This is a genomic window from Serratia sp. MMO-28, from assembly GCF_037199905.1.
Taxonomy (GTDB): Bacteria; Pseudomonadota; Gammaproteobacteria; order Enterobacterales; family Enterobacteriaceae; genus Chania; species Chania oryzae.
The window spans coordinates 197,575-220,119 of sequence record NZ_JBBCVB010000001.1; the positions used below are offsets into that span (position 1 = coordinate 197,575).

At 54.3% G+C, this 22,545-nt stretch carries 25 protein-coding genes and 1 tRNA gene; 22 read left to right on the forward strand and 4 right to left on the reverse strand.

Going from position 1 to position 22,545, the window contains the following annotated elements; all coding sequences use genetic code 11:
• Positions 1-19 precede the first annotated feature (19 nt).
• Positions 20-1,012 (reverse strand): tRNA-modifying protein YgfZ, encoded by a 993-nt coding sequence (gene ygfZ, locus WG891_RS00885; RefSeq protein ID WP_337261358.1) that lies wholly within the window; start codon positions 1,010-1,012, stop codon positions 20-22.
• 298 nt (positions 1,013-1,310) lie between these two features.
• Here ygfZ and sdhE point away from each other — a divergent pair, with 298 nt between their 5' ends.
• From sdhE to creD, 5 genes are all read left to right on the forward strand, one after another.
• On the forward strand, positions 1,311-1,577 hold the full coding sequence (gene sdhE / locus WG891_RS00890) for an FAD assembly factor SdhE (RefSeq protein ID WP_337261230.1): 267 nt from the start codon (positions 1,311-1,313) through the stop codon (positions 1,575-1,577).
• Positions 1,558-1,974 (forward strand): protein YgfX, encoded by a 417-nt coding sequence (locus tag WG891_RS00895; RefSeq protein ID WP_337261231.1) that lies wholly within the window; start codon positions 1,558-1,560, stop codon positions 1,972-1,974. Before sdhE ends, WG891_RS00895 begins: the two co-directional genes overlap by 20 nt.
• Positions 1,974-2,669, forward strand: a complete 696-nt coding sequence (gene creB, locus WG891_RS00900; RefSeq protein ID WP_076942409.1) for a two-component system response regulator CreB — start codon at positions 1,974-1,976, stop codon at positions 2,667-2,669. The genes WG891_RS00895 and creB overlap by 1 nt, the downstream gene beginning before the upstream one ends.
• Positions 2,666-4,084, forward strand: coding sequence for a two-component system sensor histidine kinase CreC (gene creC / locus WG891_RS00905; RefSeq protein ID WP_337261232.1), 1,419 nt, complete (start codon positions 2,666-2,668; stop codon positions 4,082-4,084). Before creB ends, creC begins: the two co-directional genes overlap by 4 nt.
• 84 nt (positions 4,085-4,168) lie before the next feature.
• Positions 4,169-5,569 carry a cell envelope integrity protein CreD gene (gene creD, locus WG891_RS00910; protein WP_076942407.1) on the forward strand — a complete coding sequence of 467 codons (1,401 nt, stop codon included), beginning with the start codon at positions 4,169-4,171 and terminating at the stop codon, positions 5,567-5,569.
• Positions 5,570-5,604: 35 nt separating this feature from the next.
• Here the strand turns inward: creD and fldB are convergent, their stop codons facing one another.
• Positions 5,605-6,123: a flavodoxin FldB gene (gene fldB / locus WG891_RS00915; RefSeq protein WP_337261233.1), complete on the reverse strand. Its 519-nt coding sequence runs from the start codon at positions 6,121-6,123 to the stop codon at positions 5,605-5,607.
• A 107-nt stretch (positions 6,124-6,230) separates the two neighbouring features.
• Between fldB and xerD the strand changes: the two genes are divergently transcribed.
• The 12 genes from xerD (at position 6,231) to WG891_RS00975 (ending at position 16,405) form a co-directional block, all read left to right on the forward strand.
• Entirely contained in the window at positions 6,231-7,130 is a 900-nt protein-coding gene (gene xerD, locus WG891_RS00920) for a site-specific tyrosine recombinase XerD (protein WP_076942405.1), read from the forward strand.
• A gap of 27 nt (positions 7,131-7,157) precedes the next feature.
• Positions 7,158-7,871 carry a bifunctional protein-disulfide isomerase/oxidoreductase DsbC gene (gene dsbC / locus WG891_RS00925; RefSeq protein WP_337261234.1) on the forward strand — a complete coding sequence of 238 codons (714 nt, stop codon included), beginning with the start codon at positions 7,158-7,160 and terminating at the stop codon, positions 7,869-7,871.
• Positions 7,872-7,877: 6 nt separating this feature from the next.
• A complete protein-coding gene (gene recJ / locus WG891_RS00930) occupies positions 7,878-9,611 on the forward strand; it encodes a single-stranded-DNA-specific exonuclease RecJ (protein WP_337261235.1) in 1,734 nt (577 codons plus the stop codon).
• Between the two features lie 148 nt (positions 9,612-9,759).
• Positions 9,760-10,858, forward strand: a protein-coding gene (prfB, locus tag WG891_RS00935; RefSeq protein ID WP_337261236.1) for a peptide chain release factor 2 whose coding sequence is annotated in 2 segments (ribosomal slippage) — positions 9,760-9,834 and positions 9,836-10,858 — 1,098 coding nt in all. Because the reading frame shifts where the segments join, the coding sequence is not laid out codon by codon here.
• 9 nt (positions 10,859-10,867) lie between these two features.
• Positions 10,868-12,385, forward strand: coding sequence for a lysine--tRNA ligase (gene lysS / locus WG891_RS00940; protein WP_337261237.1), 1,518 nt, complete (start codon positions 10,868-10,870; stop codon positions 12,383-12,385).
• Positions 12,386-12,551: 166 nt separating this feature from the next.
• Positions 12,552-12,625: transfer RNA gene (locus WG891_RS00945), tRNA-Gly, on the forward strand.
• Positions 12,626-12,789: 164 nt separating this feature from the next.
• Complete coding sequence (locus WG891_RS00950) at positions 12,790-14,004, forward strand: tyrosine-type recombinase/integrase (RefSeq protein WP_337261238.1); 1,215 nt, start codon at positions 12,790-12,792, stop codon at positions 14,002-14,004.
• 145 nt (positions 14,005-14,149) lie between these two features.
• Positions 14,150-14,815 (forward strand): hypothetical protein, encoded by a 666-nt coding sequence (locus WG891_RS00955; RefSeq protein WP_337261239.1) that lies wholly within the window; start codon positions 14,150-14,152, stop codon positions 14,813-14,815.
• A 186-nt stretch (positions 14,816-15,001) separates the two neighbouring features.
• On the forward strand, positions 15,002-15,199 hold the full coding sequence (locus tag WG891_RS00960) for a helix-turn-helix transcriptional regulator (RefSeq protein ID WP_337261240.1): 198 nt from the start codon (positions 15,002-15,004) through the stop codon (positions 15,197-15,199).
• Positions 15,199-15,615: a hypothetical protein gene (locus tag WG891_RS00965; protein ID WP_337261241.1), complete on the forward strand. Its 417-nt coding sequence runs from the start codon at positions 15,199-15,201 to the stop codon at positions 15,613-15,615. Before WG891_RS00960 ends, WG891_RS00965 begins: the two co-directional genes overlap by 1 nt.
• Before the next feature lie 14 nt (positions 15,616-15,629).
• The gene (locus WG891_RS00970) at positions 15,630-16,220 is read left to right on the forward strand and encodes a BRO-N domain-containing protein (protein WP_337261242.1); all 591 of its coding nucleotides are present in this window, start codon (positions 15,630-15,632) and stop codon (positions 16,218-16,220) included.
• Positions 16,220-16,405: a DUF4222 domain-containing protein gene (locus WG891_RS00975; protein ID WP_337261243.1), complete on the forward strand. Its 186-nt coding sequence runs from the start codon at positions 16,220-16,222 to the stop codon at positions 16,403-16,405. Before WG891_RS00970 ends, WG891_RS00975 begins: the two co-directional genes overlap by 1 nt.
• A gap of 123 nt (positions 16,406-16,528) precedes the next feature.
• Here WG891_RS00975 and WG891_RS00980 read toward each other — a convergent pair whose 3' ends face one another.
• Entirely contained in the window at positions 16,529-16,720 is a 192-nt protein-coding gene (locus WG891_RS00980; protein ID WP_337261244.1) for a toxin-antitoxin system HicB family antitoxin, read from the reverse strand.
• Positions 16,721-16,865: 145 nt separating this feature from the next.
• Between WG891_RS00980 and WG891_RS00985 the strand changes: the two genes are divergently transcribed.
• The 5 genes from WG891_RS00985 (at position 16,866) to WG891_RS01005 (ending at position 20,039) form a co-directional block, all read left to right on the forward strand.
• Positions 16,866-17,081, forward strand: a complete 216-nt coding sequence (locus WG891_RS00985) for a host cell division inhibitor Icd-like protein (RefSeq protein ID WP_337261245.1) — start codon at positions 16,866-16,868, stop codon at positions 17,079-17,081.
• Entirely contained in the window at positions 17,074-17,283 is a 210-nt protein-coding gene (locus tag WG891_RS00990; RefSeq protein WP_337261246.1) for a hypothetical protein, read from the forward strand. Before WG891_RS00985 ends, WG891_RS00990 begins: the two co-directional genes overlap by 8 nt.
• Positions 17,276-17,536 carry a DUF4222 domain-containing protein gene (locus tag WG891_RS00995; RefSeq protein WP_337261247.1) on the forward strand — a complete coding sequence of 87 codons (261 nt, stop codon included), beginning with the start codon at positions 17,276-17,278 and terminating at the stop codon, positions 17,534-17,536. Before WG891_RS00990 ends, WG891_RS00995 begins: the two co-directional genes overlap by 8 nt.
• Positions 17,533-19,656, forward strand: a complete 2,124-nt coding sequence (locus tag WG891_RS01000) for a DUF927 domain-containing protein (protein ID WP_337261248.1) — start codon at positions 17,533-17,535, stop codon at positions 19,654-19,656. The genes WG891_RS00995 and WG891_RS01000 overlap by 4 nt, the downstream gene beginning before the upstream one ends.
• Before the next feature lie 161 nt (positions 19,657-19,817).
• Positions 19,818-20,039 carry an excisionase gene (locus WG891_RS01005; RefSeq protein WP_337261249.1) on the forward strand — a complete coding sequence of 74 codons (222 nt, stop codon included), beginning with the start codon at positions 19,818-19,820 and terminating at the stop codon, positions 20,037-20,039.
• 29 nt (positions 20,040-20,068) lie between these two features.
• Here the strand turns inward: WG891_RS01005 and WG891_RS01010 are convergent, their stop codons facing one another.
• On the reverse strand, positions 20,069-22,543 hold the full coding sequence (locus WG891_RS01010; protein ID WP_337261250.1) for a hypothetical protein: 2,475 nt from the start codon (positions 22,541-22,543) through the stop codon (positions 20,069-20,071).
• Positions 22,544-22,545 lie beyond the last annotated feature (2 nt).

A 22,545-nucleotide genomic window follows, 5' to 3' on the forward strand; every position in this document is an offset into this window, starting at 1 on the left:
CCTGCGGCTGACATATCCGTTACTTCTCTTCTGCCAGCGAGTAGGGCAGCGGTTTGATGGCTAACTGGCTACCTGCATCTTCCCGGACGCGCAATGCGCTGCTGGCATCCAGATCGTTGTTCAGCACCGCTTGCACCCATAGCGTGCCATTATCCAGCGCGATTGCGGCCAACACGGTGCCGGTACGCCGCCAATTCTCGCCCAACTGCAGTTCCAGATCTTCACCGGCTTGCGGTACACGCTCAGCTTTACCCTCCAACCAGTACAGAGCCCGCTTGTTGGCACCACGGAACTTGGCGCGTGCCACCATCTCCTGCCCGGTATAACAACCTTTGCTGAAGCTGATGCCTGCCAGTGCCTGCAGGTTGGTAGCCTGCGGCACGAGTTGTGCGCTGTTGGCGGCATCAATCAGCGGGTAACCGGCTTCAATATCCAGCGCCAGCCATTGGCGGCTGTCGTTCAACATGGCCTGGCCAGCGAGCTTGGCGCTAAGCTGCTCGGCGATTTCTGCCGTGGTGATCAGCAGAAAGCGTTCTGCTGGCAGGGCCAAATGCAGCAGGGTGGTATCCCCGTCTTGCACCACCTGGTGCTCGGCATCCGGCAGGGCTGTAAACATGCCTGCCAGTGCGTCACGAGCCTGTGACCCCGCCACGCCCAGCAGCACGGCAGTATTATCCTCAGCGATGGTCACTTTGGAGAACACGGCGTATTTTTTGATCTCCGCCAACTGGCTGTCCAGCACGCTGCGACGTTCCAGATAAGCGAAACCTTCACCACGATGAAACAGACGCAGGTTGCTCCACATCTTGCCTTTGGCATCGCAGTGGCCGCACAGCACGTGCTGGTCCGCTGCCAGTTTGTCGATATCGGCTGTGACCTGGCCTTGAAGGTATTTCATCGTGTCCGGCCCGTTCAACTGCACTAACGCCCAATCTTCCAGTGAGATCAGCGTGAGTGGCAGTTGGGCAGAGGCGGAGGGGAGACGGGATGGGAAAGGAATATTGAACGCCATAATGAGTTCCTGCTTCATATTCAGATTGCCTGAAAGGGTTAACTGCATGGTAAAAGAGGTGGCTCGGTTTGCAAACAGTTATTACGGCACCGTGCTTTTTTTGACATTTTGCGCTCCAGATCGGAGAACGGCCTTCCCGGCGAGTATGTCAAATTGTTACCCTGTATACTAACGGTCACGATCCTTCTTCAGTCAAATCGTGGGCTGATGGAATTATATTGCGCGCGTGTTGCCATACAGAGTGTCGATTGAACCCTGCGTTGGCAACACATGCCGAAAAGAGGTTAGCCATAACAACATGGATATTAATAACAAAGCGCGTATTCACTGGGCCTGTCGCCGTGGGATGCGCGAGCTGGACATTTCGATCATGCCGTTCTTTGAGTACGAATACGACACACTGAACGATGAAGACAAAGCGCTGTTTATCCGCTTGCTAGAGAGTGACGATCCCGATTTATTCAATTGGCTTATGAATCATGGTGCTCCGCAGGACAAAGAACTGCAGAGAATGGTTTCCCTGATCCAAACGCGAAATAAAGACCGTGGCCCAGTGGCGATGTGATGTCCGCGTTTCCTGGCGTACCCAGCTATTCTCGTTATTGACTCATGGCGCACTGATACTGCTGATTCTGATCTCACCCTGGCCGGAGGGTTACGGCCCGATCTGGCTGGCGTTGCTGACGCTGGTGGTGTTTGAATGCATTCGTAGCCAAAAACGCATTGCCTCAAGGCAGGGCGAGCTGCGGTGGTTGGCGGAGCGCCGGGTGGAATGGCAGGGGCAGGAGTGGTTGATGCTGAAAAAGCCCTGGATGTCGGGCTTTGGTATTCTGCTGACGTTGCAGCAGGCTAACGGCAAGAAACGTCATCGCCTGTGGTTGGCTTCAGACTGCCTGAGTAAGGCGGAATGGCGTCATCTGCGTCAGTTGCTGCTGTATCCGGGTGATAGCGGGAGCGAATAATGAAACCGCTGCTCTGGCTGGTGGAGGACGAACCCAGCATTGCCGATACCTTGATTTATACCTTGGAGAGCGAAGGCTTTCAGGTGCGCTGGTTTGATCGTGGCGAACCCGCGCTCCTGGCTTTGCCGCAGGGCGCACCGGCGTTGGCGATCCTCGATGTCGGCCTGCCCGATATCAATGGCTTTGAACTTTGCCGTCGGCTGCTGGCGCAGGCGGCAGATTTACCCATTGTGTTTCTTACCGCGCGCAGCGATGAGGTCGATCGTCTGATAGGCTTAGAGATCGGTGCCGATGATTATGTCGCCAAACCCTTTTCCCCGCGCGAGGTCAGCGCTCGCGTCAGAACGATCCTGCGGCGGTTGCACAAACAACAGCGCCTGCAGCAGCCTACCCTGTATCAGTTTGGCGCGTTTACCCTCGACGAAGAGGGGGCTGCTATCAGCTATCACCAGCAACCGTTGCCACTGACCCGCTATGAATTCCTGCTGCTGAAAACCTTACTGCTGGCACCTGGGCGCGTGTTCTCGCGCCAACAACTGATGGACAGCGTTTGGGCCCACGCGGAAGAGAGCCTGGATCGCACCGTCGATACCCACATCAAAACGCTGCGCGCCAAACTGCGGGCGATTGATGCCGGGGAGCCACCGATCCACACCCACCGCGGATTGGGTTACAGCGTGAGCCGCCAACCATGAAGATCGGCCTGCGCCTGCTGTTAGGGTATTTCCTGATTGTGGCGGTGGCCGGTTATTTCGTCTTAAGCATTTTTGTGCAGGAAGTGAAGCCTGGGGTACGGCGTGCCACCGAGGGCACGCTGGTGGATACCGCCAATCTGCTGGCGCAGATCGCCCGTTTGGATATGAAACACGGCGACGCTGCCTACGGCCAGTTGGCACAGGCTTTTGCTCAACTGAACCAGCGGCCAATCGGTGCCAATATTGCCGGCATCCGTAAAGATCGCAATGAGTACCGTGTGTATCTGACCGATAGCCGCGGCAAGGTGATTTTTGATTCCGGCGGTCAGGCTCTGGGGCAGGATTACTCGCGCTGGAATGATGTTTATCTGACACTGCGTGGCCAGTACGGTGCTCGCAGCACGCGCATGATCCCTGACGATGAAAGCAGCTCTATTATGTACGTGGCAGCGCCGGTGATTGAACAGGGGCAGATTATCGGTGTGCTGAGCGTGGGCAAACCGAACAGCAGTATGGTGCCGGTGATCCGGCGCAGCGAGCGGCGGATCCTGCTGGCGGGCGCGGTGCTGCTGGGGATCGCCTTGGCGATTGGCTTGGGGTTTGTCTGGTGGATCAACCGCTCGATTAGCCGCCTGGTGCGTTACGCCGACGGCGTGGCTCAAGGTGAAGCAATTCCGCTGCCGCAGATGGGCAGCGCTGAGTTGGCCCAACTGGCGCAGGCGTTAGAAAGCATGCGCCTGAAGCTGGAAGGCAAAGCCTATATCGAGCAATACGTGCACACCCTGACCCATGAGCTGAAAAGCCCGCTGGCAGCAATCCGCGGTGCCGCCGAGCTGTTGCAGGAGTCTCCACCACCGGCAACTGCCAAGCGTTTTTTGACCAACATCGAACAGCAGAGTGCCCGCATCCAGCAACTGGTCGACAAGCTGCTGGTCCAGGCACGGCTGGAAAGCAGGCCTGGGCTGGAATTGGCTCCGGTGGCGCTGCAACCCTTGCTGCGGCAGGCGATTGCTGGCAAAGAGGCGCAGGCCGCACAGCGCGGCATCACCCTCCAAACCAGGGAACTGGCCGACGCGACCCTGACCGGCGATGCCTTTCTGCTCGGCCAGGCGTTGAGCAACCTGTTGGATAACGCGCTGGATTTCACCCCGGCGGGGGGAACCATCAGCATTCAAGGATCACGGCTAGAAAAGCACTATCAGATCACCGTCAGCGATACCGGCAGCGGCATTCCGGAGTACGCGCTGGATAAGGTGTTCGAGCGTTTTTATTCGCTGGCGCGTGCAGATAAAGCCAAAAGCAGCGGCCTGGGGCTGAACTTTGTGCAGGAAGTGGCGCGTCTGCACCGTGGCACCATCCGTTTGCACAACCTGCAGCCGCACGGCGTGGCGGCAACGCTCACTTTATCGCTCTGACTTCACCTTCCCTTCACATAGCCACATTCTGTTTTCACCTGCCGGTTCTATCGTTGCGCCATTACCTACAAGGAGTACGCAGCGATGTTTAAATCAGTGTTGTTTTGGAAAATAACCACCCTGTTGGGATTAATGATCCTGATGATGATCCCCATAGCGCAACTGATGGATGTAGTGCAGGAGCGCAGTGGCTACCGGCAGAGCGTGGTTGGGCAGGTGAGCGAAAGTACCAGCCGGGCACAGCGGATCCTCGGGCCGCTGATCGTCATCCCTTATACCCTTCGGGAAGAGAAGAAAGATGATAAAGGGGAAACCTACCTGCAGGTGAGCCGCCATCAGCGCTTTGTGCTGCCGGAATCGTTGTTGGTGGATGGCAAGCCCAATGTTGAAGTCCGCAAGTTGGGGATCTACCAGACGCAGGTGTATCAGGGGCCACTGAAGTTCCAGGTCAAGTTTGCTCAACCCGATCTGGAGGATTTGCAAAGCAGCAATGTGACCATCGGCCAGCCCTTCCTGCTGGTGTCACTGAGCGACTCGCGCGGCATCAAGAGTATTTCAACACTGAACGGCGTGCAGCAGCAGGCGGCGTTTGAGCCGGGTACGCTGGTGGCGGGGCTTTCTCAGGGGATCCATGCGCCGCTGGCACTGGAATCTTTACAGCAGCACGGCTTAGACGCGGATTTCACCCTGACTCTGGCCGGGACCAGCAGCCTGTCTCTGGTGCCGCTGGGGCGCAGTTCTGAACTGGTATTGCAGAGCAACTGGCCGCATCCGAATTTTCTCGGCAATTTCCTGCCTGATGAACGCAAAGTGACGGAGAACGGTTTCACCGCGCGCTGGCGCAGCACCTGGTTTGCCAACAATATCAACAGTGCGTTTCTCTATGATAACGGTATGGTTGAGGAGGAGAAATTGCCGACGTTCACCACCAGCCTGATCGAACCGGTGGATCACTACCAACTGACCGAGCGCGCGGTAAAGTATGCGGTGTTGTTCCTTGGGCTGACGTTTATGGCGTTCTTCCTGTTTGAAACCCTCACCGGGCTGCGGGTGCACCCGATTCAGTACCTGTTGGTGGGGGCGGCATTGGTGTTGTTCTACCTGATTCTGCTGGCTTTCTCGGAGCATCTTGGCTTTGACGTGGCCTATCTGCTGGCCAGCCTGGCTTGCAGCGGACTGATTGCCTTCTACCTCAGCGCCGTATTGCGCGGCAAGCTGCGTGGTGCGTTGTTCGCTGCCAGCCTGTTGTTGCTGTATGGCGTGCTGTATCTGCTGTTGCAGTCAGAAGATAACGCGCTGGTGTTGGGATCGGTGCTGCTGTTTGGTGTCCTGGCTGGCATCATGCTGCTGACACGCAAGCTGGACTGGTATCAGGTGGCCGATGCGGCGCGGCTGAAGGGAAATGATACCAAGGCCGAGGGGGCCGTTGAAACCGGTGAAGCACCGGCCAGTAACGGTGATAATCGTTTTAGATTGTGGAAGTAATTCACGCAACGGGCGCACCTCTGCGCCCGTTGGCTTTACAGCAGCGGCTCCATCTCCAGCAGGATCTGTTCGCACCACTGTTGCAAACGATCTTCGCTCAGCTCGTACTGATTTACCTCATCCAGCGCCAGGCCGACAAAGTGTTTGCCATCGGCGCTGAGGGGCTTCGGGCTGGTGAACTCAAAGCCTTCGGTCGGCCAAAAGCCGATAAACTGCACGCCGAGTGGAGCCAGACGATCGTGCAGCATCCCCAGCGCATCCAGAAACCACTCGCCGTAACCTAACTGATCGCCCATCCCGTACATGGCAACAATCTTGCCTTGCAGATCAAGTTCACCCAGTTGCGGCCAGATGGCCTCCCAGTCCTCTTGCAGTTCGCCGAAATCCCAGGTAGGAATACCAAGGATCAGGATGGCATATTCCTCCATCCGCTTGGGGGAGACGTCTTTCAGGTTGTGCAGGTCGACCAGGTCTTCACCCAGAATCTCACGGATTTTTTCTGCCGCCATTTCGGTGTAGCAGGTGCTGGAGCCGTAAAACAGACCAATCTTCATGTATAAATCGCTATATAACCGTACCGAGAATGGCCAGGAGTGTACCAGATTTGTGCTGTCTTCAGGCATAATGCCGGGGGCATAAACGTAACAAGAGAGAGGAGCCGATGCGACAGCAAGAAAGTGCGCTGATTGAGCAATTCCTGGATGCGCTATGGCTTGAACGCAATCTGGCGGAGAATACGTTGGCCTCTTACCGTTTGGATCTGCAGGCGTTGGCAGGCTGGCTGGAGCACCATAACAGTAGCCTGTTGCAGGCCGAAGCGCTGGATTTGCAGGCATTTCTCGCCGAACGGGTTGAGGGGGGATACAAAGCCACCAGCTCAGCCCGCCTGTTGAGCGCAATGCGCCGTTTATTCCAATATTTTTACCGTGAAAAGCTGCGGGAAGACGACCCAACCGCGCTGCTGGCCTCGCCCAAGCTGCCGCAGCGGCTGCCGAAAGATTTGAGCGAGGCGCAGGTTGAAGCCCTGTTGCAGGCCCCTTGTGTCGATCAGCCGCTGGAACTGCGCGATAAAGCGATGCTGGAAGTGTTGTATGCCACCGGGTTGCGCGTATCGGAACTGGTGGGGCTGACCATCAGCGATGTCAGCCTGCGGCAGGGAGTGGTACGGGTGATCGGTAAAGGGAATAAGGAGCGGTTGGTGCCGCTGGGTGAAGAAGCGGTGTACTGGATTGAAAATTATCTGGAGCATGGCCGCCCGTGGATGCTGAATGGCCAAACGCTGGATGTGTTATTCCCCAGCAACCGCAGCCAGCAAATGACCCGACAGACGTTCTGGCATCGCATCAAACACTATGCGATCCTAGCCGGTATTGACAGCGAACGGCTGTCTCCGCATGTGTTGCGCCATGCTTTCGCCACCCATTTACTGAACCATGGTGCCGATCTCCGTGTCGTACAGATGTTATTGGGGCATAGTGACCTCTCGACCACGCAAATTTATACACATGTAGCGACCGAACGGTTGAAACAGCTACATCAACAGCATCACCCGCGCGCCTGACGTGCAGGGTCTGAAAGGATTGAAAGAATGAAAAAAGGTGTAATGCTGCTCTCTATGCTGGTGGCTTCATTTACCGGCGCGGTTCACGCTGACGATGCCGCGATTCAACAAGCGCTCGGCAGCCTGGGGATCAAACAGGCCGATGTGCAACCTTCACCGGCTGCAGGCTTGAAAACCGTCCTGACCGAGAACGGCGTGCTGTATATCACGGAAGACGGTAAACATGTGCTGCAAGGGCCGCTGTATGACGTCAGCGGCGCAGAGCCGGTGAACGTCACCAACCAACTGTTGGTCACCAAGCTGGAAGCGCTGAAAGATCAGATGATCGTCTATAAAGCTGCAAACGAAAAACACGTGATCACCGTGTTTACCGATATCACCTGCGGCTATTGCCATAAACTGCACGAGCAGATGAAAGAGTACAACGCGCTGGGAATCACCGTGCGTTATCTGGCGTTCCCGCGCCAGGGCCTGAATTCACAGGCTGAGAAAGACATGCAATCGATCTGGTGCTCTGCCGATAAAGCCAAAGCTTTCGACGCCGCTCTGAAAGGTGATGCGATCTCGCCAGCGACCTGCAAAACTGACATCAGCAAGCACTATGCGCTAGGCGTACAGTTTGGCGTTCAAGGTACCCCCGCTATCGTTCTGCAAAATGGCATGTTGATCCCAGGCTACCAAGGCCCGAAAGAAATGGCCGCGATGCTGGATGCACACGCTGCCTCAGCCGCAAAGAAATAACAGCCAGTGAGTATTAAAACCCAATTACGCCGCCGTGAGGCGGCGGACGCCAGCCATCTGCCTGCCAGTTTACCACCGCTGTTGCGCCGTCTATACGCTTTGCGTGGGGTTAAGGGGGAACAGGAACTGGAGCGTGGCGTTAAAGGTATGCTGCCCTGGCAGCAACTGGACGGTATCGACGCGGCGGTCACTCTCCTGCAGCAGGCCATGGTCGAGCGCTGGCGCATTATGGTCGTGGGTGATTTTGATGCCGACGGTGCTACCAGCACTGCACTGACGGTGCTGGCACTGCGCAGCATGGGCTGTAGCGCCGTCGATTATCTGGTGCCAAACCGTTTTGAAGATGGGTACGGCCTGAGCCCGGAAGTGGTAGAACAGGTGGCGGTGCGCGGTGCCGAACTGATCGTCACCGTGGATAACGGCATTTCTTCCCATGCAGGGGTTGATCTGGCGCACGCAAAAGGAATGCAGGTGCTGGTTACCGATCACCATCTGCCGGGCGAAACGCTGCCCGCGGCGGAAGCGATCGTTAACCCCAACCTGCGTGGCTGTGAGTTCCCCTCCAAATCCTTAGCCGGTGTCGGCGTAGCCTTTTACCTGATGCTGGCGCTGCGTGCTCGGCTGCGCGACTGCGGCTGGTTCGAACAGCGGACATTGGCCGTGCCTAATCTGGCAGAACTGCTGGATCTGGTGGCTTTGGGGACGGTGGCGGACGTGGTGCCGCTGGATGCCAATAACCGTATTCTGGTGCATCAGGGCCTGAGCCGCATTCGCGCCGGTAAATGTCGGCCAGGCATCCGTGCCTTGCTGGAGGTGGCGAACCGTGATGCGCGCCAGTTGGCGGCAAGCGATCTCGGTTTCTCCCTTGGCCCACGGCTCAACGCTGCCGGGCGGTTGGATGATATGTCGATCGGCGTGGCCTTACTGCTGAGTGATGACATCGCCCAGGCCCGTATGCTGGCCAACGATCTCGACGCGTTGAATCAGACCCGGCGTGAAATCGAGCAGGGCATGCAGGTAGAAGCGCTGCAACTGTGCGATCAGCTGGAGCGCTCTACCACCGAGCTGCCTTACGGATTGGCGATGTACCATCCAGAATGGCATCAGGGCGTAGTCGGCATTCTGGCTTCACGCATCAAAGAACGTTTCCACCGCCCGGTGATTGCCTTTGCTCCGGCGGGGGATGGTATTCTGAAAGGTTCTGGCCGCTCGGTGGCCGGGCTGCACATGCGTGATGCGCTGGAGCGGCTCGACACTCTGAACCCGGGGCTGATGCTGAAGTTTGGCGGCCATGCGATGGCCGCCGGTTTATCGCTCGAAGAAGCCAAGTTTGATGAGTTCCGCCAGCGCTTTGGCGACTTGGTGGGGGAATGGCTCGATCCGGCAATGCTGGAAGGGGTGATCTGGTCCGATGGCGAACTGGCAATGCAGGAACTGACGTTAACCACGGCAGAACTGCTGCGCGAGGGCGGGCCATGGGGGCAGGCATTCCCGGAACCGACCTTCGACGGGAAATTCCGCATTCTGCAGCAGCGGTTGGTGGGAGAGAAACACCTGAAACTGATGGTGGAACCGCTCGGCGGCGGCCCGTTGCTGGATGGCATCGCCTTCAACATCGATACGACGCTGTGGCCCGACAGCAGCGTGAAAGAAGCCGAACTGGCCTACAAGCTGGAGGTCAACGAGTTCCGTGGCAACCGTAATGTGCAGTTGCTGATCCAACATCTCTGGCCGCGCTAGTCTTTTTCCTGGGGTGCCTTCGGGCCCCCAGTCATTCTCGCCACAAAAACTGACCAACTCGCTATAAACTGGCCGCTGGATCCGCTAGAATTACCGGCTCCAATGGCATTTCGCCATCGACGACATCAACGTAAGAACGCTAAAAATCATGTTTGAAATTAATCCGGTAAAAAACCGCATTCAGGACCTGTCTGAGCGGACGGCCGTTCTTAGGGGGTATCTTTGACTATGATGCCAAGAAAGAACGCCTAGAAGAAGTCAACGCCGAGCTGGAACAGCCGGACGTCTGGAACGAACCTGAACGCGCACAGGCGCTGGGCAAAGAGCGCTCGGCGCTGGAAGCCATTGTTGAAACCATCGATCAGATGGAACAAGGTTGTGAAGACGTTTCCGGCCTGCTGGAACTGGCGGTTGAAGCGGAAGACGAAGAAACCTTTAATGAAGCGGTGGTTGAGCTTGACCAACTGACCGTCAAGCTGGAGCAACTGGAATTCCGCCGTATGTTCTCTGGCGAATACGACAGTGCAGACTGTTACCTGGATATCCAGGCCGGTTCCGGCGGCACCGAAGCGCAGGACTGGGCCAGCATGCTGTTGCGTATGTACCTGCGTTGGGCCGAAGCGAAAGGTTTCAAAACGGAAGTGATTGAAGAGTCCGACGGCGACGTCGCGGGCCTGAAGTCTGCCACTATCAAGATTATCGGCGACTACGCATTTGGTTGGTTACGCACTGAAACCGGCGTGCATCGCTTGGTGCGTAAGAGCCCATTCGACTCCGGTGGCCGTCGCCACACCTCCTTCAGCTCGGTGTTTATTTACCCGGAAGTGGACGAGGATATCGATATTGACATCAACCCGGCTGACCTGCGTATTGACGTTTACCGTGCTTCTGGCGCGGGTGGCCAGCACGTGAACAAAACCGAGTCTGCGGTGCGTATTACTCACTTGCCGACCAACATTGTGGTGCAGTGCCAGAACGATCGCTCGCAGCATAAGAACAAAGATCAGGCCTTCAAACAGCTGCGCGCCAAGCTGTATGAATATGAGATGCAAAAGAAAAATGCTGACAAGCAAATGCTGGAAGACAGTAAATCCGATATCGGCTGGGGCAGCCAGATCCGCTCTTATGTGCTGGATGACTCCCGTATCAAGGATTTGCGCACCAGCGTAGAAACGCGTAACACGCAGGCCGTACTGGATGGCGACCTGGATAAATTCATTGAGGCAAGTTTGAAAGCCGGGTTATGAGGAACAAGAATGTCTGAGCAACAAGCACAAGGCGCCGAGCAGGCGTTGGATCTCAATAACGAGCTGCAGTCACGCCGTGAAAAACTGGTCGCACTGCGCGAGAACGGCATTGCGTTCCCGAACGATTTCCGTCGTGATACCACGTCTGACAAGCTGCACGCAGCATACGACAGCAAAGACAACGAAGAGCTGGAAGCGCTGGGCATAGAAGTGACGGTGGCTGGCCGCATGATGACCCGCCGTATCATGGGTAAAGCCTCTTTTGTGACCTTGCAGGACGTGGGGGGCCGTATTCAGCTTTACGTGGCACGTGACGATCTGGCTGAAGGCATTTACAACGAGCAGTTCAAAAAGTGGGATCTGGGCGATATCCTCGGCGCCCGCGGCAAGCTGTTCAAAACCAAAACCGGCGAGCTTTCCATTCACTGTACCGAACTGCGCCTGTTGACCAAAGCGCTGCGTCCGCTGCCGGACAAGTTCCACGGCCTGGCGGATCAGGAAACCCGTTATCGCCAGCGTTATCTGGATCTGATCGCTAACGAAGAATCGCGTAATACGTTTAAAGTGCGTTCACAGGTGATGGCGGGGATCCGTAACTTCATGGTGGGCCGCGGCTTTATGGAAGTCGAAACCCCAATGATGCAGGTGATCCCTGGCGGTGCTTCTGCCCGTCCGTTTGTCACTCACCACAATGCGCTGGATATCGATATGTACCTGCGTATCGCGCCAGAACTGTATCTGAAGCGCCTGGTGGTCGGTGGGTTCGAGCGCGTGTTCGAAATCAACCGTAACTTCCGCAACGAAGGCGTTTCGCCGCGTCATAACCCAGAGTTCACCATGATGGAACTCTATATGGCGTATGCGGATTACAAAGATCTGATCGAACTGACCGAGTCGTTGTTCCGCACGCTGGCGCAGGATGTGTTGGGTAATACCCAAGTGCAGTATGGCGATGAAGTGTTCGACTTCGGCAAACCGTTTGAAAAGCTGACCATGAAAGAGGCGATCAAAAAGTATCGCCCTGAGACCGATCTGAACGATCTGAACGATATGGCGAAAGCGGTAGCGATTGCTGAATCCATCGGCATCAAGGTTGAGAAGAGCTGGGGCCTTGGCCGCGTCGTCACCGAGATTTTCGAAGAGACGGCGGAAAGCCATCTGATTCAGCCGACCTTTATTACCGAATACCCGGCGGAAGTTTCCCCGCTGGCACGCCGTAACGATCAGAACCCGGAAATCACCGACCGCTTCGAATTCTTTATCGGTGGCCGTGAAATCGGTAACGGTTTCTCTGAGCTGAACGACGCAGAAGATCAGGCACAGCGTTTTGCTGACCAGGTTGCCGCCAAAGATGCGGGTGATGACGAAGCGATGTTCTACGACGAAGACTACGTGACGGCGTTGGAACATGGCCTGCCGCCAACAGCAGGTTTGGGCATTGGTATCGACCGTATGGTGATGCTGTTGACCAACAGCCACACTATCCGTGATGTGATCCTGTTCCCGGCCATGCGCCCGAGCAAATAACGTTACGTGAATCAATCAACCGGTGCGGGCAACTGTGCCGGTTTTTTTTCGCTTGGAGTGAACAGAAAGGATAAATTGTTGCTAACCGCTTAAAACATCAGCAGTTAAATGCTTTCTCCGCTTGCCCGGCGCGCATAACCGGTTATAATGCCAAGCGCACACCAAAGCGGGTGTAGTTCAATGGTAGAACGGCAGCTTCCCAAGCTGCATACGAGGGTTCGATTCCCTTCACCCGCTCCAAACACACTTCTCCCAACGTCTACCAAAGCCTACTCAACCCAGTAAAATCAAGCCTTACAGCGAAATCTCGTTATCCCAAGGTCTACCCACATCTACCAAAATCTATACATCTATGTGTATAGTAATGTGTATAGGACGTCGAATCTTCTTCGGAGCTATACACAATGCCCCTCACAGATCTTGAGCTACGGCGCTCTAAGCCGCAAGACAAACCCTATACACTCAGTGACGGTGGTGGGCTTTCTATACTCATTGAGCCGAACGGTTCCAAAGGTTGGCGCTTTCGTTATCGCTTCGACGGCAAGCCAAAAATGCTATCCCTCGGCACCTACCCCACAGTGTCATTAACCGGCGCAAGACAGAAACGGGATGAAGCTAAAAAGCTGGTGGCATCGGGCATCAATCCCAGTGAGGCGAGAAAGCAAGAGAAGCAAGCGCGGCAAGATGTGGCTGGCAATACCTTTGAGGGGATCGCGCGCGAGTGGTACGAAAAGCGGCGCGATCGCTGGTCTGAGTCGTATGCCGAAGAAATGATGAAAACGTTCGAGAGCGATGTTTTCCCTTATATCGGCCACCGCCCAATTGCCGAAATAAAGCCAATGGAACTGATGGGGGTGCTTTCCCGATTGGATGAGCGCGGCGCCACAGAGAAGTTGCGCAAAGTGCGCCAGCGGTGTGGTGAGGTATGGAAATACGCCATCGTCACCGGCAGGGCGGAATATAACCCCGCGCCAGATCTTGCCAGTGCCTTCTCTCCGCATAAAAAAGAGCATTACGCCTTTTTGTCGGTGGCTGAATTGCCCGATTTTTTCCGTACCTTCAACACCTACACCGGCAGCCTGATCGTTAAGCTGGCCATGCGCCTGTTAATTATTACTGGCGTGCGGCCGGGTGAACTGCGCAAGGCTGAATGGTCGGAGTTTGATTTTGATAACCGGCTTTGGGAAGTGCCACCGGAACGCATGAAGAAGCGCCGCCCCCATTGTGTACCGTTATCCAACCAGGCGATCAGCATCTTGCAGCAACTTAAACCGCTGACCGGCCATTACGGCTATGTGTTCCCTGGCCGAATCCACCACAGCAAACCAATGAGCGAAATGGCTATGAATGTGCTGGTTCGCCGCATTGGGTACGCTGGGCGTGTAACCGGCCACGGCTTCCGCCACACCATGAGCACCATTCTGCACGAACAAGGCTATAAGACCGCCTGGATTGAAACCCAACTGGCCCACGTCGATAAGAACAGCATTCGGGGAACGTACAACCACGCCCAATACCTGGATGGTCGCCGGGAAATGCTTCAGTGGTATGCCGACTATATGGACAACCTGGAGCAGGGCGGCAATGTAGTGCATGGCTCGTTCGGGAAACTGGCTTAGCTGTATGTATCGACAGTGATAAACTACCAGAGTAGACTACAGTAGACGATTAAAGAATAGGCTATGTCTAGGCTGATCCCCGAAAACCCGTACACCTCTACGGGCTGGCATAGCCGCCAAAAACTTAGAGGGCGCGAGGTGGCGAATGGTGGAATTACCTATTCATATTGGACGTCTAAGAATAGTGAGTATGGATCAGGCTGCTCTGGTTATGGCTGGTTTATCGAATGATGTTAGTTGTGTGGATGATGCCATAAATGGTAACTATACCGGATGGAGGGAAGCCGAAACTTATAGGACTGCTATCAAACAAGCCATAACTTTAAAAGAGATAACACCTATTCGAGCATTTACATATTTACCAGAAAAATATAACGGTCGCGTAGATGATTTAATGCTTCTTGAAAATGAGGAAATCGGAATTAACACACATATCGTTGATGCTGATTTTTTGGCAACAGAAATATGGCCTTGGGTTGAAAATGAAATGAGTAGTAGCTCATCGTGGTACAGCTCTAAAATAAAATACAATGGCACTGAAAAAAATATAGCTCACAACCATGATATAGAGTGGGGTGAGTTTGCTGGAAGGGATACCGCCTTGATGCTTATCGCTGGTATGGCGGTGGCATTAGAAAAAACAGGAGGTAAGTACCTACATGGAGAGAAACTAAATAAATCTGCGGTGGCGCAAGCGGCAACAAATGCGATTAATGAGTATGGTGCAGGTTCAACGATGAACCCGAGAACGCTTACGAACTTACTAAAATCTGCGTTGGAAGAGCATGCTCCGAAGTTGGAAGGGGAATGACTTCCAAAACAGAGTAGCCCGCAACGAAGGACTTCCAAAAAGTCATTTGTGGGCTATTCAATGCATAAATTTACTTCCAAAAGTCTAGTCATCCACTTCTATCTATTTATAGCTACCTTCCACATTCACCGTAAATTATCTGATGAAATATACCTCGTATACCGTAATAGACGTTATGAGGTAAATATGGAAAATACACTTATCCGCCTTTCAGAAGTACAGCGCCGAACTGGTTACAGTAAAGCGTGGATTTACCGCCTTATCAGTCAGAAGCGATTTCCGTCAGCCGTAAAGATTGGTACTCGTTCAATTGCTTTCGTTGAAAGTGAAGTAAGCGAGTGGATTAATCAGCGTATTGCTGAATCTCGCGGGGAGGCTGTGTAATGCAAAAGAAAACCCGCACAGAGGCGGGCATCGTCGGACAGGTTAGCACCTCTGATAATAGCCCCTCTCATCGCATCAAACCAGCACCCAAGAAACACCGCGCACGTGTCTTTATGCTGAAAACTGGCGTTAATGGCTGGACTGAGAACGACATTCTCAAGTATTGCCGTCTTTCATCTGGCCGGAACTACGCCAGCGAGCTGGAGCGCCGTCTTGATATTTTCCTGGAGCGTATCGACGAGAAGAACCCGGACGGTATCGGTAGCCATTTCCGTTATCGCTTTACCTGCCGCGCTGATGCTCTACGCGTGATCCAGTTGGTAAACCATAACGCCAGCGTGGGCGGTTATTGTGGCCTGTCACAGCAGGAAGTTAACGACATTCTGACGCTATACCCGAAATTTACCGTCGCTTAATCGGAGCCTGAAATATGACAATCAAAAATACGGCCAACACTGGCCAGGGCCAAACTCACCCTAAAGAAAGCCACGGCGATATTTTTAAGGCTACCGAGCAAGATATATCGGTAATCAAATTCGAGGGAATAACGGTGCGTGTAGTGAATATTTATGGTGAGCCGTGGTTTATCGCCAAAGATATTTGTGACGCGCTAGCGCTGACTAATTCCCGTATGGCTTTACTGGCCCTCGATGAGGATGAGAAGAATACCGTAACTTTAACTTACGGTATTCGGGGCAATCCCAATCATGGGGTTGTTGCTGAGTCTGGTTTCTACAAACTGATCGCCCGCAGCCGCAAGGCGAGCACTGCCGGAACATTTTCCCACCGGTTCAGTAATTGGGTATTCCGTGATGTTATCCCATCCATCCGTAAAACTGGCGCGTATGGCGTCCCGTTCGCCTTCCTGAATGACCACAGCAAACGTAAAGCCATATATGCCAAGAAGGCCAGCAAGCGGGGCCACGCCTTACAGTCATGCAAGGCAGAGAAGCAGGCTTTAGCGCATGAGGAAGCGGAGCTATGGCGTAAGTACCAACCTGATTTACTGGAGGTTCACTAATGACCACCAGCAAGCCGCAGCTTAACCAGCGCTACACAGACGCCCACGGCCACCGGGTGACAGTAACCCATGCCGATTACCAGCGGGTGACGTTCTACCGTGATGGGTACGAACACCCATGTGTTCAGCCGTTGGAGCGCTTCAGTAAGGATTACCAGTTGATCGCCGGGGGTGAGGATGAATAGCGCAGCTTGCCAGAGAGAAGCCTTTCCCTTGGCAGGAATCCATTGCCGCTCTGCTGTTGGATTGGCACTAATGAAAAAGGGCAGCATTGTGAATGCCACCCTTTGGAACGGTGCCGGAGATAATCAGCCTTTTGGCTCTATGCCTAAGCGCTCAAGTTCCTTGCGTCCTAGCGTCTTCATCCAGTTACCTAAACTCATTCCAGCGGCGGCGGCCGCGGCTTCGAATTGTGCTTTTAGCTCAGGTGTTAAGCGAACGTTGAACATCGGAGAGCGCCCGGCACCTTTGGGGCTTTTGTCTCTTAATACGGTTGACATGTATAGACCTATTGACCTAGTATCAAATTCATTAGGTCTATACCCTATCACGGTGAGGCTTATAAAAACAACGCCCCCGAACGGTATTACCAGTACCGAACGAGGGCTAACCACCAACGATAATCAACGTATCGAGGTAGCTGTTATGTATACTACCACACCCTTAACCGGGCGGAATTCCCTCACCCCGAATAAGTTCATCTGGCGCTTTCTGGCAATTTCTCGCATCGATCGCAAGGCCAAGCCCTGCCGCTTGTCTATTGTAGCCACCACCGAACGCGAAGCCCGCCAAGTGCTGGCCCCTCACTTCATCCTGTCATTGTCTGCACGTTTGCCGGTTCTGGAGGTGTCCCATGCTTAAGGCACAGCAAAACCAAGGTAGTACTGCAGGTTATTCCGGCAGTATTTTAACCACTTATCAAGATGGGAAAGTTATTGGCGAACGAATTATTTACGAGGATGAGCATGTATCCAGCCTCGAGGCTTTTATTGAAATAGCACAGGCGGCCGGGTGGCATGTTTCGCTACCAGAATCCTCAGGCAAGGAGATTAATCATGCGTGAACCCATGCCAAAAGACCGTTATCAGGATAAGCGTGGCCAGTTCGTCACCATTAAATCCTGCGCCTTTAATCGCGTGATATTTTACCGCGATGGTTATGAATCCCCGTGCGAAGTGCCAACATCTCGATTTTTAAAGGAGTTTACCCATGTTGAAACACAGACATTCACCGAATGGTGTGAAGTCTCTAACCCGCTGGAGAAAATCCGGAAATTACGGGAACTGATTAATTCCCGCCGGGAGGTTTCGGAATGAAATCGGCACCGAACGTTAAGCAACTGCCAAAGGACAAACTCACCGAGGCGATTATTTTCGCCGGGGCTGATGCCTACGCCCACGCCCAGCACTGGATCGAGAGTGAAGGTCATCGGCATGGCGATAACGTGCCCCCGATTTACCTGGGTAAAAGACAACTGGCAGAGCTGGATAACCTGCGCATTATTGATAAAGGTCGTCAGTCTGCCCGGGTTTATCTGGCTGGCGATATCGAACCCATTCAGATTAATGCCATTGGCGAAAAGTTGGCGATGGCGGGTGTGTTGGAGGCGAAACTTTACAAGGACATTACCGACCAGGAGCCGGAAAACTGGCGGGAATATTTAGCCAGGGTACGTGAGCAGGCCGAACAGGGGCAAAGCCTGGTTGAAGAAATGCGGAAAGCGAGCGGAAAACGTGCACCTGTAGACGAACTGGCCCCCCGAGTGGAAGCCCGTTCTGGCGGTCTGTATTGGGTCACGCCAAAAATCGATAAGCAATCCGGGGAGGTGATCCGCCCTGGTCAATGGCTATGTGGTGCGGTGGATGTGCTGGGGGCCGGTGAAGGTGATGGAAGCGATTTTGTTATCCTCCGTTGGCAACCGGTAGGGAATCGCCCAGAACGCACTGAGGCTATTCCGGCCGGTGATATTGGTAACCGTGAAGGCTGGTCACGTCTGAGCAACAGAGGGTTGCGCGTTACGGCCAAACCGCACTTACGCGCCATTCTTGCCGATCACCTTACTGACAGCGACAGCGGGGAATTATGGAACGTTGCCACGCTGTCGGGCTGGCAGCATGGCGTTTATATCATGCCTGATGGGGAAATCATCGGGGATGACGAAAGGCGCGTTGTATTCCACGGGCGGAGCGCGACGGCGTCGGGTTATACCGTGGCAGGAACGGCGCAGAGCTGGCGCGACAATGTAGCCGCGCTGGTGGCGGGCAATCCGTCTATGATGCTGGGCGTTGCTGCCGCGCTGGTTGCGCCACTGGTAGGGCTGGTGGGCGCTGACGGCTTTGGCGTCCATTTCTTCCAGCAGTCTAGCGCAGGGAAAACCACTACAGCCAACATTGCCAGCAGTCTTTACGGTAACCCCGACATGCTGCGCCTAACTTGGTACGGCACCGCGCTCGGGATTGCCAACGAAGCACAGTCACACCATGACGGGCTGCTTGCGCTGGATGAGGTCGGCCAGGGCGCAGATCCCAAATCGGTCGCCACCTCGGCTTACACGCTGTTTAACGGTTCGGGGAAACTGCAGGGCGCTAAAGACGGCGGCAACCGGGAGTTAAAACGCTGGCGAACGGTGGCGATTAGCACGGGGGAAATGGACATCGAAACCTATCTGCTGAGCCATGGTATTAAGCCTAAGGCTGGCCAACTGGTGCGCCTGCTGAATGTGCCCATGGAGAAAGCAACGGTATTTCATGGCCTGCCATCAGGCAAAGCCCATGCTGATGCTCTGCGTGATGCATGGACGGCACACCACGGGGCGGCGGGGCGTGAGTGGGTGCGATGGCTTGCCGACCACCAGCAGGAGGCGCAGGAGGCCGCAGGCGCAGTGCGGGAACGCTGGCGCGGGCTTATTCCTGACAGTTACGGCGAGCAGGTTCACCGTGTGGGGGAGAAATTCGCGCTGATGGAAGCGGCGTTAATACTGGCAGGCCATATTACGGGATGGGATGCGCAAGCCTGCCGGGATGCCATCCAGCACAGCTTTCATGCCTGGGTAAAAGAATTCGGTACCGGCAACAAAGAGCACCAGCAGGCCATAGAGGCCGCGGAGGCTTTCTTGAATGCCTACGGCCTGAGCCGGTTCGCACCGCTGCCTTATGACCCGCAGAGCCTACCCATTCGAGACTTGGCCGGATACCGTGACAGGGGTAAACATGATTGTGACACCATGGTGTTCTACACGTTTCCTGCAGCGTTTGAGGGTGAGATAGCTCGGGGGTTCAACTCAAAGCATTTTGCCAAGGCGCTGGTAGAAGCCGGGATGCTGACACCACCAGCCAGCGGACGGGGTTATCAGCGGAAATCACCGCGCATTGATGGACGGCAGATTAACGTTTACGTGATCCATCATCTTCCGGAGAGCAACCAGCCAGAAGAATAAAATCTCTACACGTGATATAAAACATGTTGGTTCAGTAAGTTCAGTTGGTTCAATTTGTAAAGATGATTGTTTTTAAAGGAGGTTAATTTTAATTTTGAACCAACACCGAACCAACAAATGCCCGTTTTGAACCAACATAACGCATGAAATAAGGGGGCACCATGGCTAAGAAGTTGACATTGAAGGAATGGAATAACCTGCTGCCTCGCCCGAGGAGTCTTGAAACCGTTCGTCGTTGGATACGGGCCGGGAAGATTTATCCAGCGCCTGTACTGGATGGCCGTGAATACCTTTTTGATGAAAATGCCGTAAGGATCAACCCTCAGGCTCCGAGTGATTCGTTACTGCTGAGAATTAACAAAAATCATGACAGAAAGAAGTGAAGCCCGAACGCTCGGGCTTTTTTGATTTTTTATTGCGGTAACCTATCCTGCGGCCGCCACCAGTACGTTTGATTAAATTCTTTCTTGGAGCGTTTCTCCATGCGACGCAGGTAGCCAGGGGAGAAATACTCCTGCATCTGGTTGAATATCATATGATCCAAAGCAGCTTTCGTGTACCACAGATTCTGGCCGGGTATTAATCCCTTCACAAACTTAACCGCATCACCGCCTGTTTGCTCCGGCTTGCCTTCAACGGCATTAAGCGGGATACCTTGGGCCAGCTTAACGGCATCGTCCACTAGCCCAGCCACCGGGCCAAGCATGGACGCTAACGCACCGCCACCGTACCGAGTGTGATCGGCAAACAGAAAATCACCGTATAACCCAAGCCCGCCGCCCTTTAACAAAGCGTTTATCCAAAACCGTGGAGCTTTATCGCCGAATGCTTCACGCGGGTTTTTGCCGGAAAGCATATCGTTTATCTGTTGAGACAGTGCGCCGAGAATTGTTGTGCTAGCCAGGAACGTGGCAAGGTACGCAGCGCGGCCTCCAGCCGATGGCATACCCATTGCCCGAGTCCAGTGTCGCATTACGACTGAGATCGGGAAGGATTTAAACAGGAAGAAACTCCGGGTTAGTTCATCTTTCAGATCCCCTCGTTGCAGGTTCGCCCCGGTAACCATGCGCTCCCGTGCTCCTGGGGAAATTACCGCCATATCCACTTCTTCGCTCACTGCGCCCAGCAATTTACGCATTGCCTCAAACTTGATGCGCTCCGGGTTACCTAACGCCTGCAGTTTGCTGTCAGGAATGCGCATTATGCTCTCTGGTGTGAGCATGGTTGTATTGCCGTTACCCCAATCCTCCTGATCGGCCAGCTTCCAAACCGCCCAATCCCGCTCTGAGATCCCCTTGCTTTTCAGTATGCGCGCATCATCATCCGCAATCTTCGCAAGGCTGCCATGTTGCTTCACCAGGCTACCGATCCCGCCCATCATTGTTACGCCGTATGCGCGTTTATTGGCATCAGACCACGCAGATAACCCACTGGCTCGCATCACGGCATTTGCCGCCCACCGGGACGCCGACGGCCCCATGTTATCGGTAGCCCAGCGATTGACGCTGCCGATCAGTGTATCCATAGACAAACCGGCCCCTCGGGCAAGGCGTAATTCAGTCGCGTTTGTTGGGTCAAGCGCGGAAAGCTGGTTGCGGAATAATTGCCCCATGGGCAGATTATTAACCTTGGCCGTAAGGTACATGGTGCCGTTATCAGACAGTGACGAAATCAGCGCAGAACCGAGCCTGGTTGCGATCAGCCAGTTTCTGACATGATTAGACCAACGGGCAATATGGGGGTTAGCGACTGGCTGAGTTTTGCCAGCGATAAAGTTGTACAGGCTCTCTGTGCTGTTTCTCAGCATATTTGTACGCCATGTGCGCCCGGGATTTGCCTTGGCCGCTTCGCTGGATAGCTCATCAAGTAAAGAGCGGAAAACGTGGTCTGGGTTTGGCCCGTAGGTTTCCACCAGAGCAATATCTTTGCTGATCCCCTCCAGGTGGTTAACCATGACATCCCACATCGACTTTTCACCAAAACGCTGCTGATACTCCAGGTATGTTTCCGCGTCACGAAAATGGATCTGCCGTTCGGCGTTACCCCGGTTGGCCCGCGCACCGGAAACCCGCAAACCGGTATCGCTTAATTTATTCATGCCACCGGTGGCGATAGTTTCATAGGCATTACCCAAAAACTCAGTGATTTCAATATCATTCATCAATTCACCGTTTTCTTTCACGTACTTGTTCCGGTCAAGTTTTCCTATAACGAATCCTACCCACTCGTCTTTACTGGCTTTACCGACCCTATCCATTGAGTGATGCTGAGGAAACATCCAGTCTTCAAGGTAACCAATATCGCCGCCCATATCGTTAAAGCGCTGACGTAATAGCTCAGACACTTTGTTCCAGGCTCGAGCCCCTTTCTTCGCCCTTATGTTTCCGGTGTCCTGGCCCCGCATTTCGTAGACCAGATCACGAACCCCTTGAGCATCCTCAAACAATTGGAAGTAACGCGGGTCAATGGCATCGAATAGCTCTTCAAGCTGGCTCAGAGCATAATCGCGCGTTGCTTTGGCTCTTGATTCAACAGACAGGAAATTAGCCTTGCCATCCGCATGAAACGCAATAGTGCGGTTGAGCGCCTCCAGTTTGCCGCCCTTGCCCTGATAGCTGTTGATGTAACTATCCAGCCGCTGACGTGCTGTAATGGTTAACGCCACTCTGCGCTTTTTTAATGCGGCTTCATGCTGTAGCTCATCGGCAGCAATTTGACCGGCACGCTGCAGGCGCTCGGCTTCACTCAGGTTGCGCCAAGAGGCCGGATCGTTCCGGGCTAAATTACGCATGCTTCTTCTGATACGTTCTTCAATCCCGTTAATCTCTGCCATTGTCAGCGTTCTTTTAGCCGCATCTTTAACGGCCTGTATGCATTGGTCTTTCATCG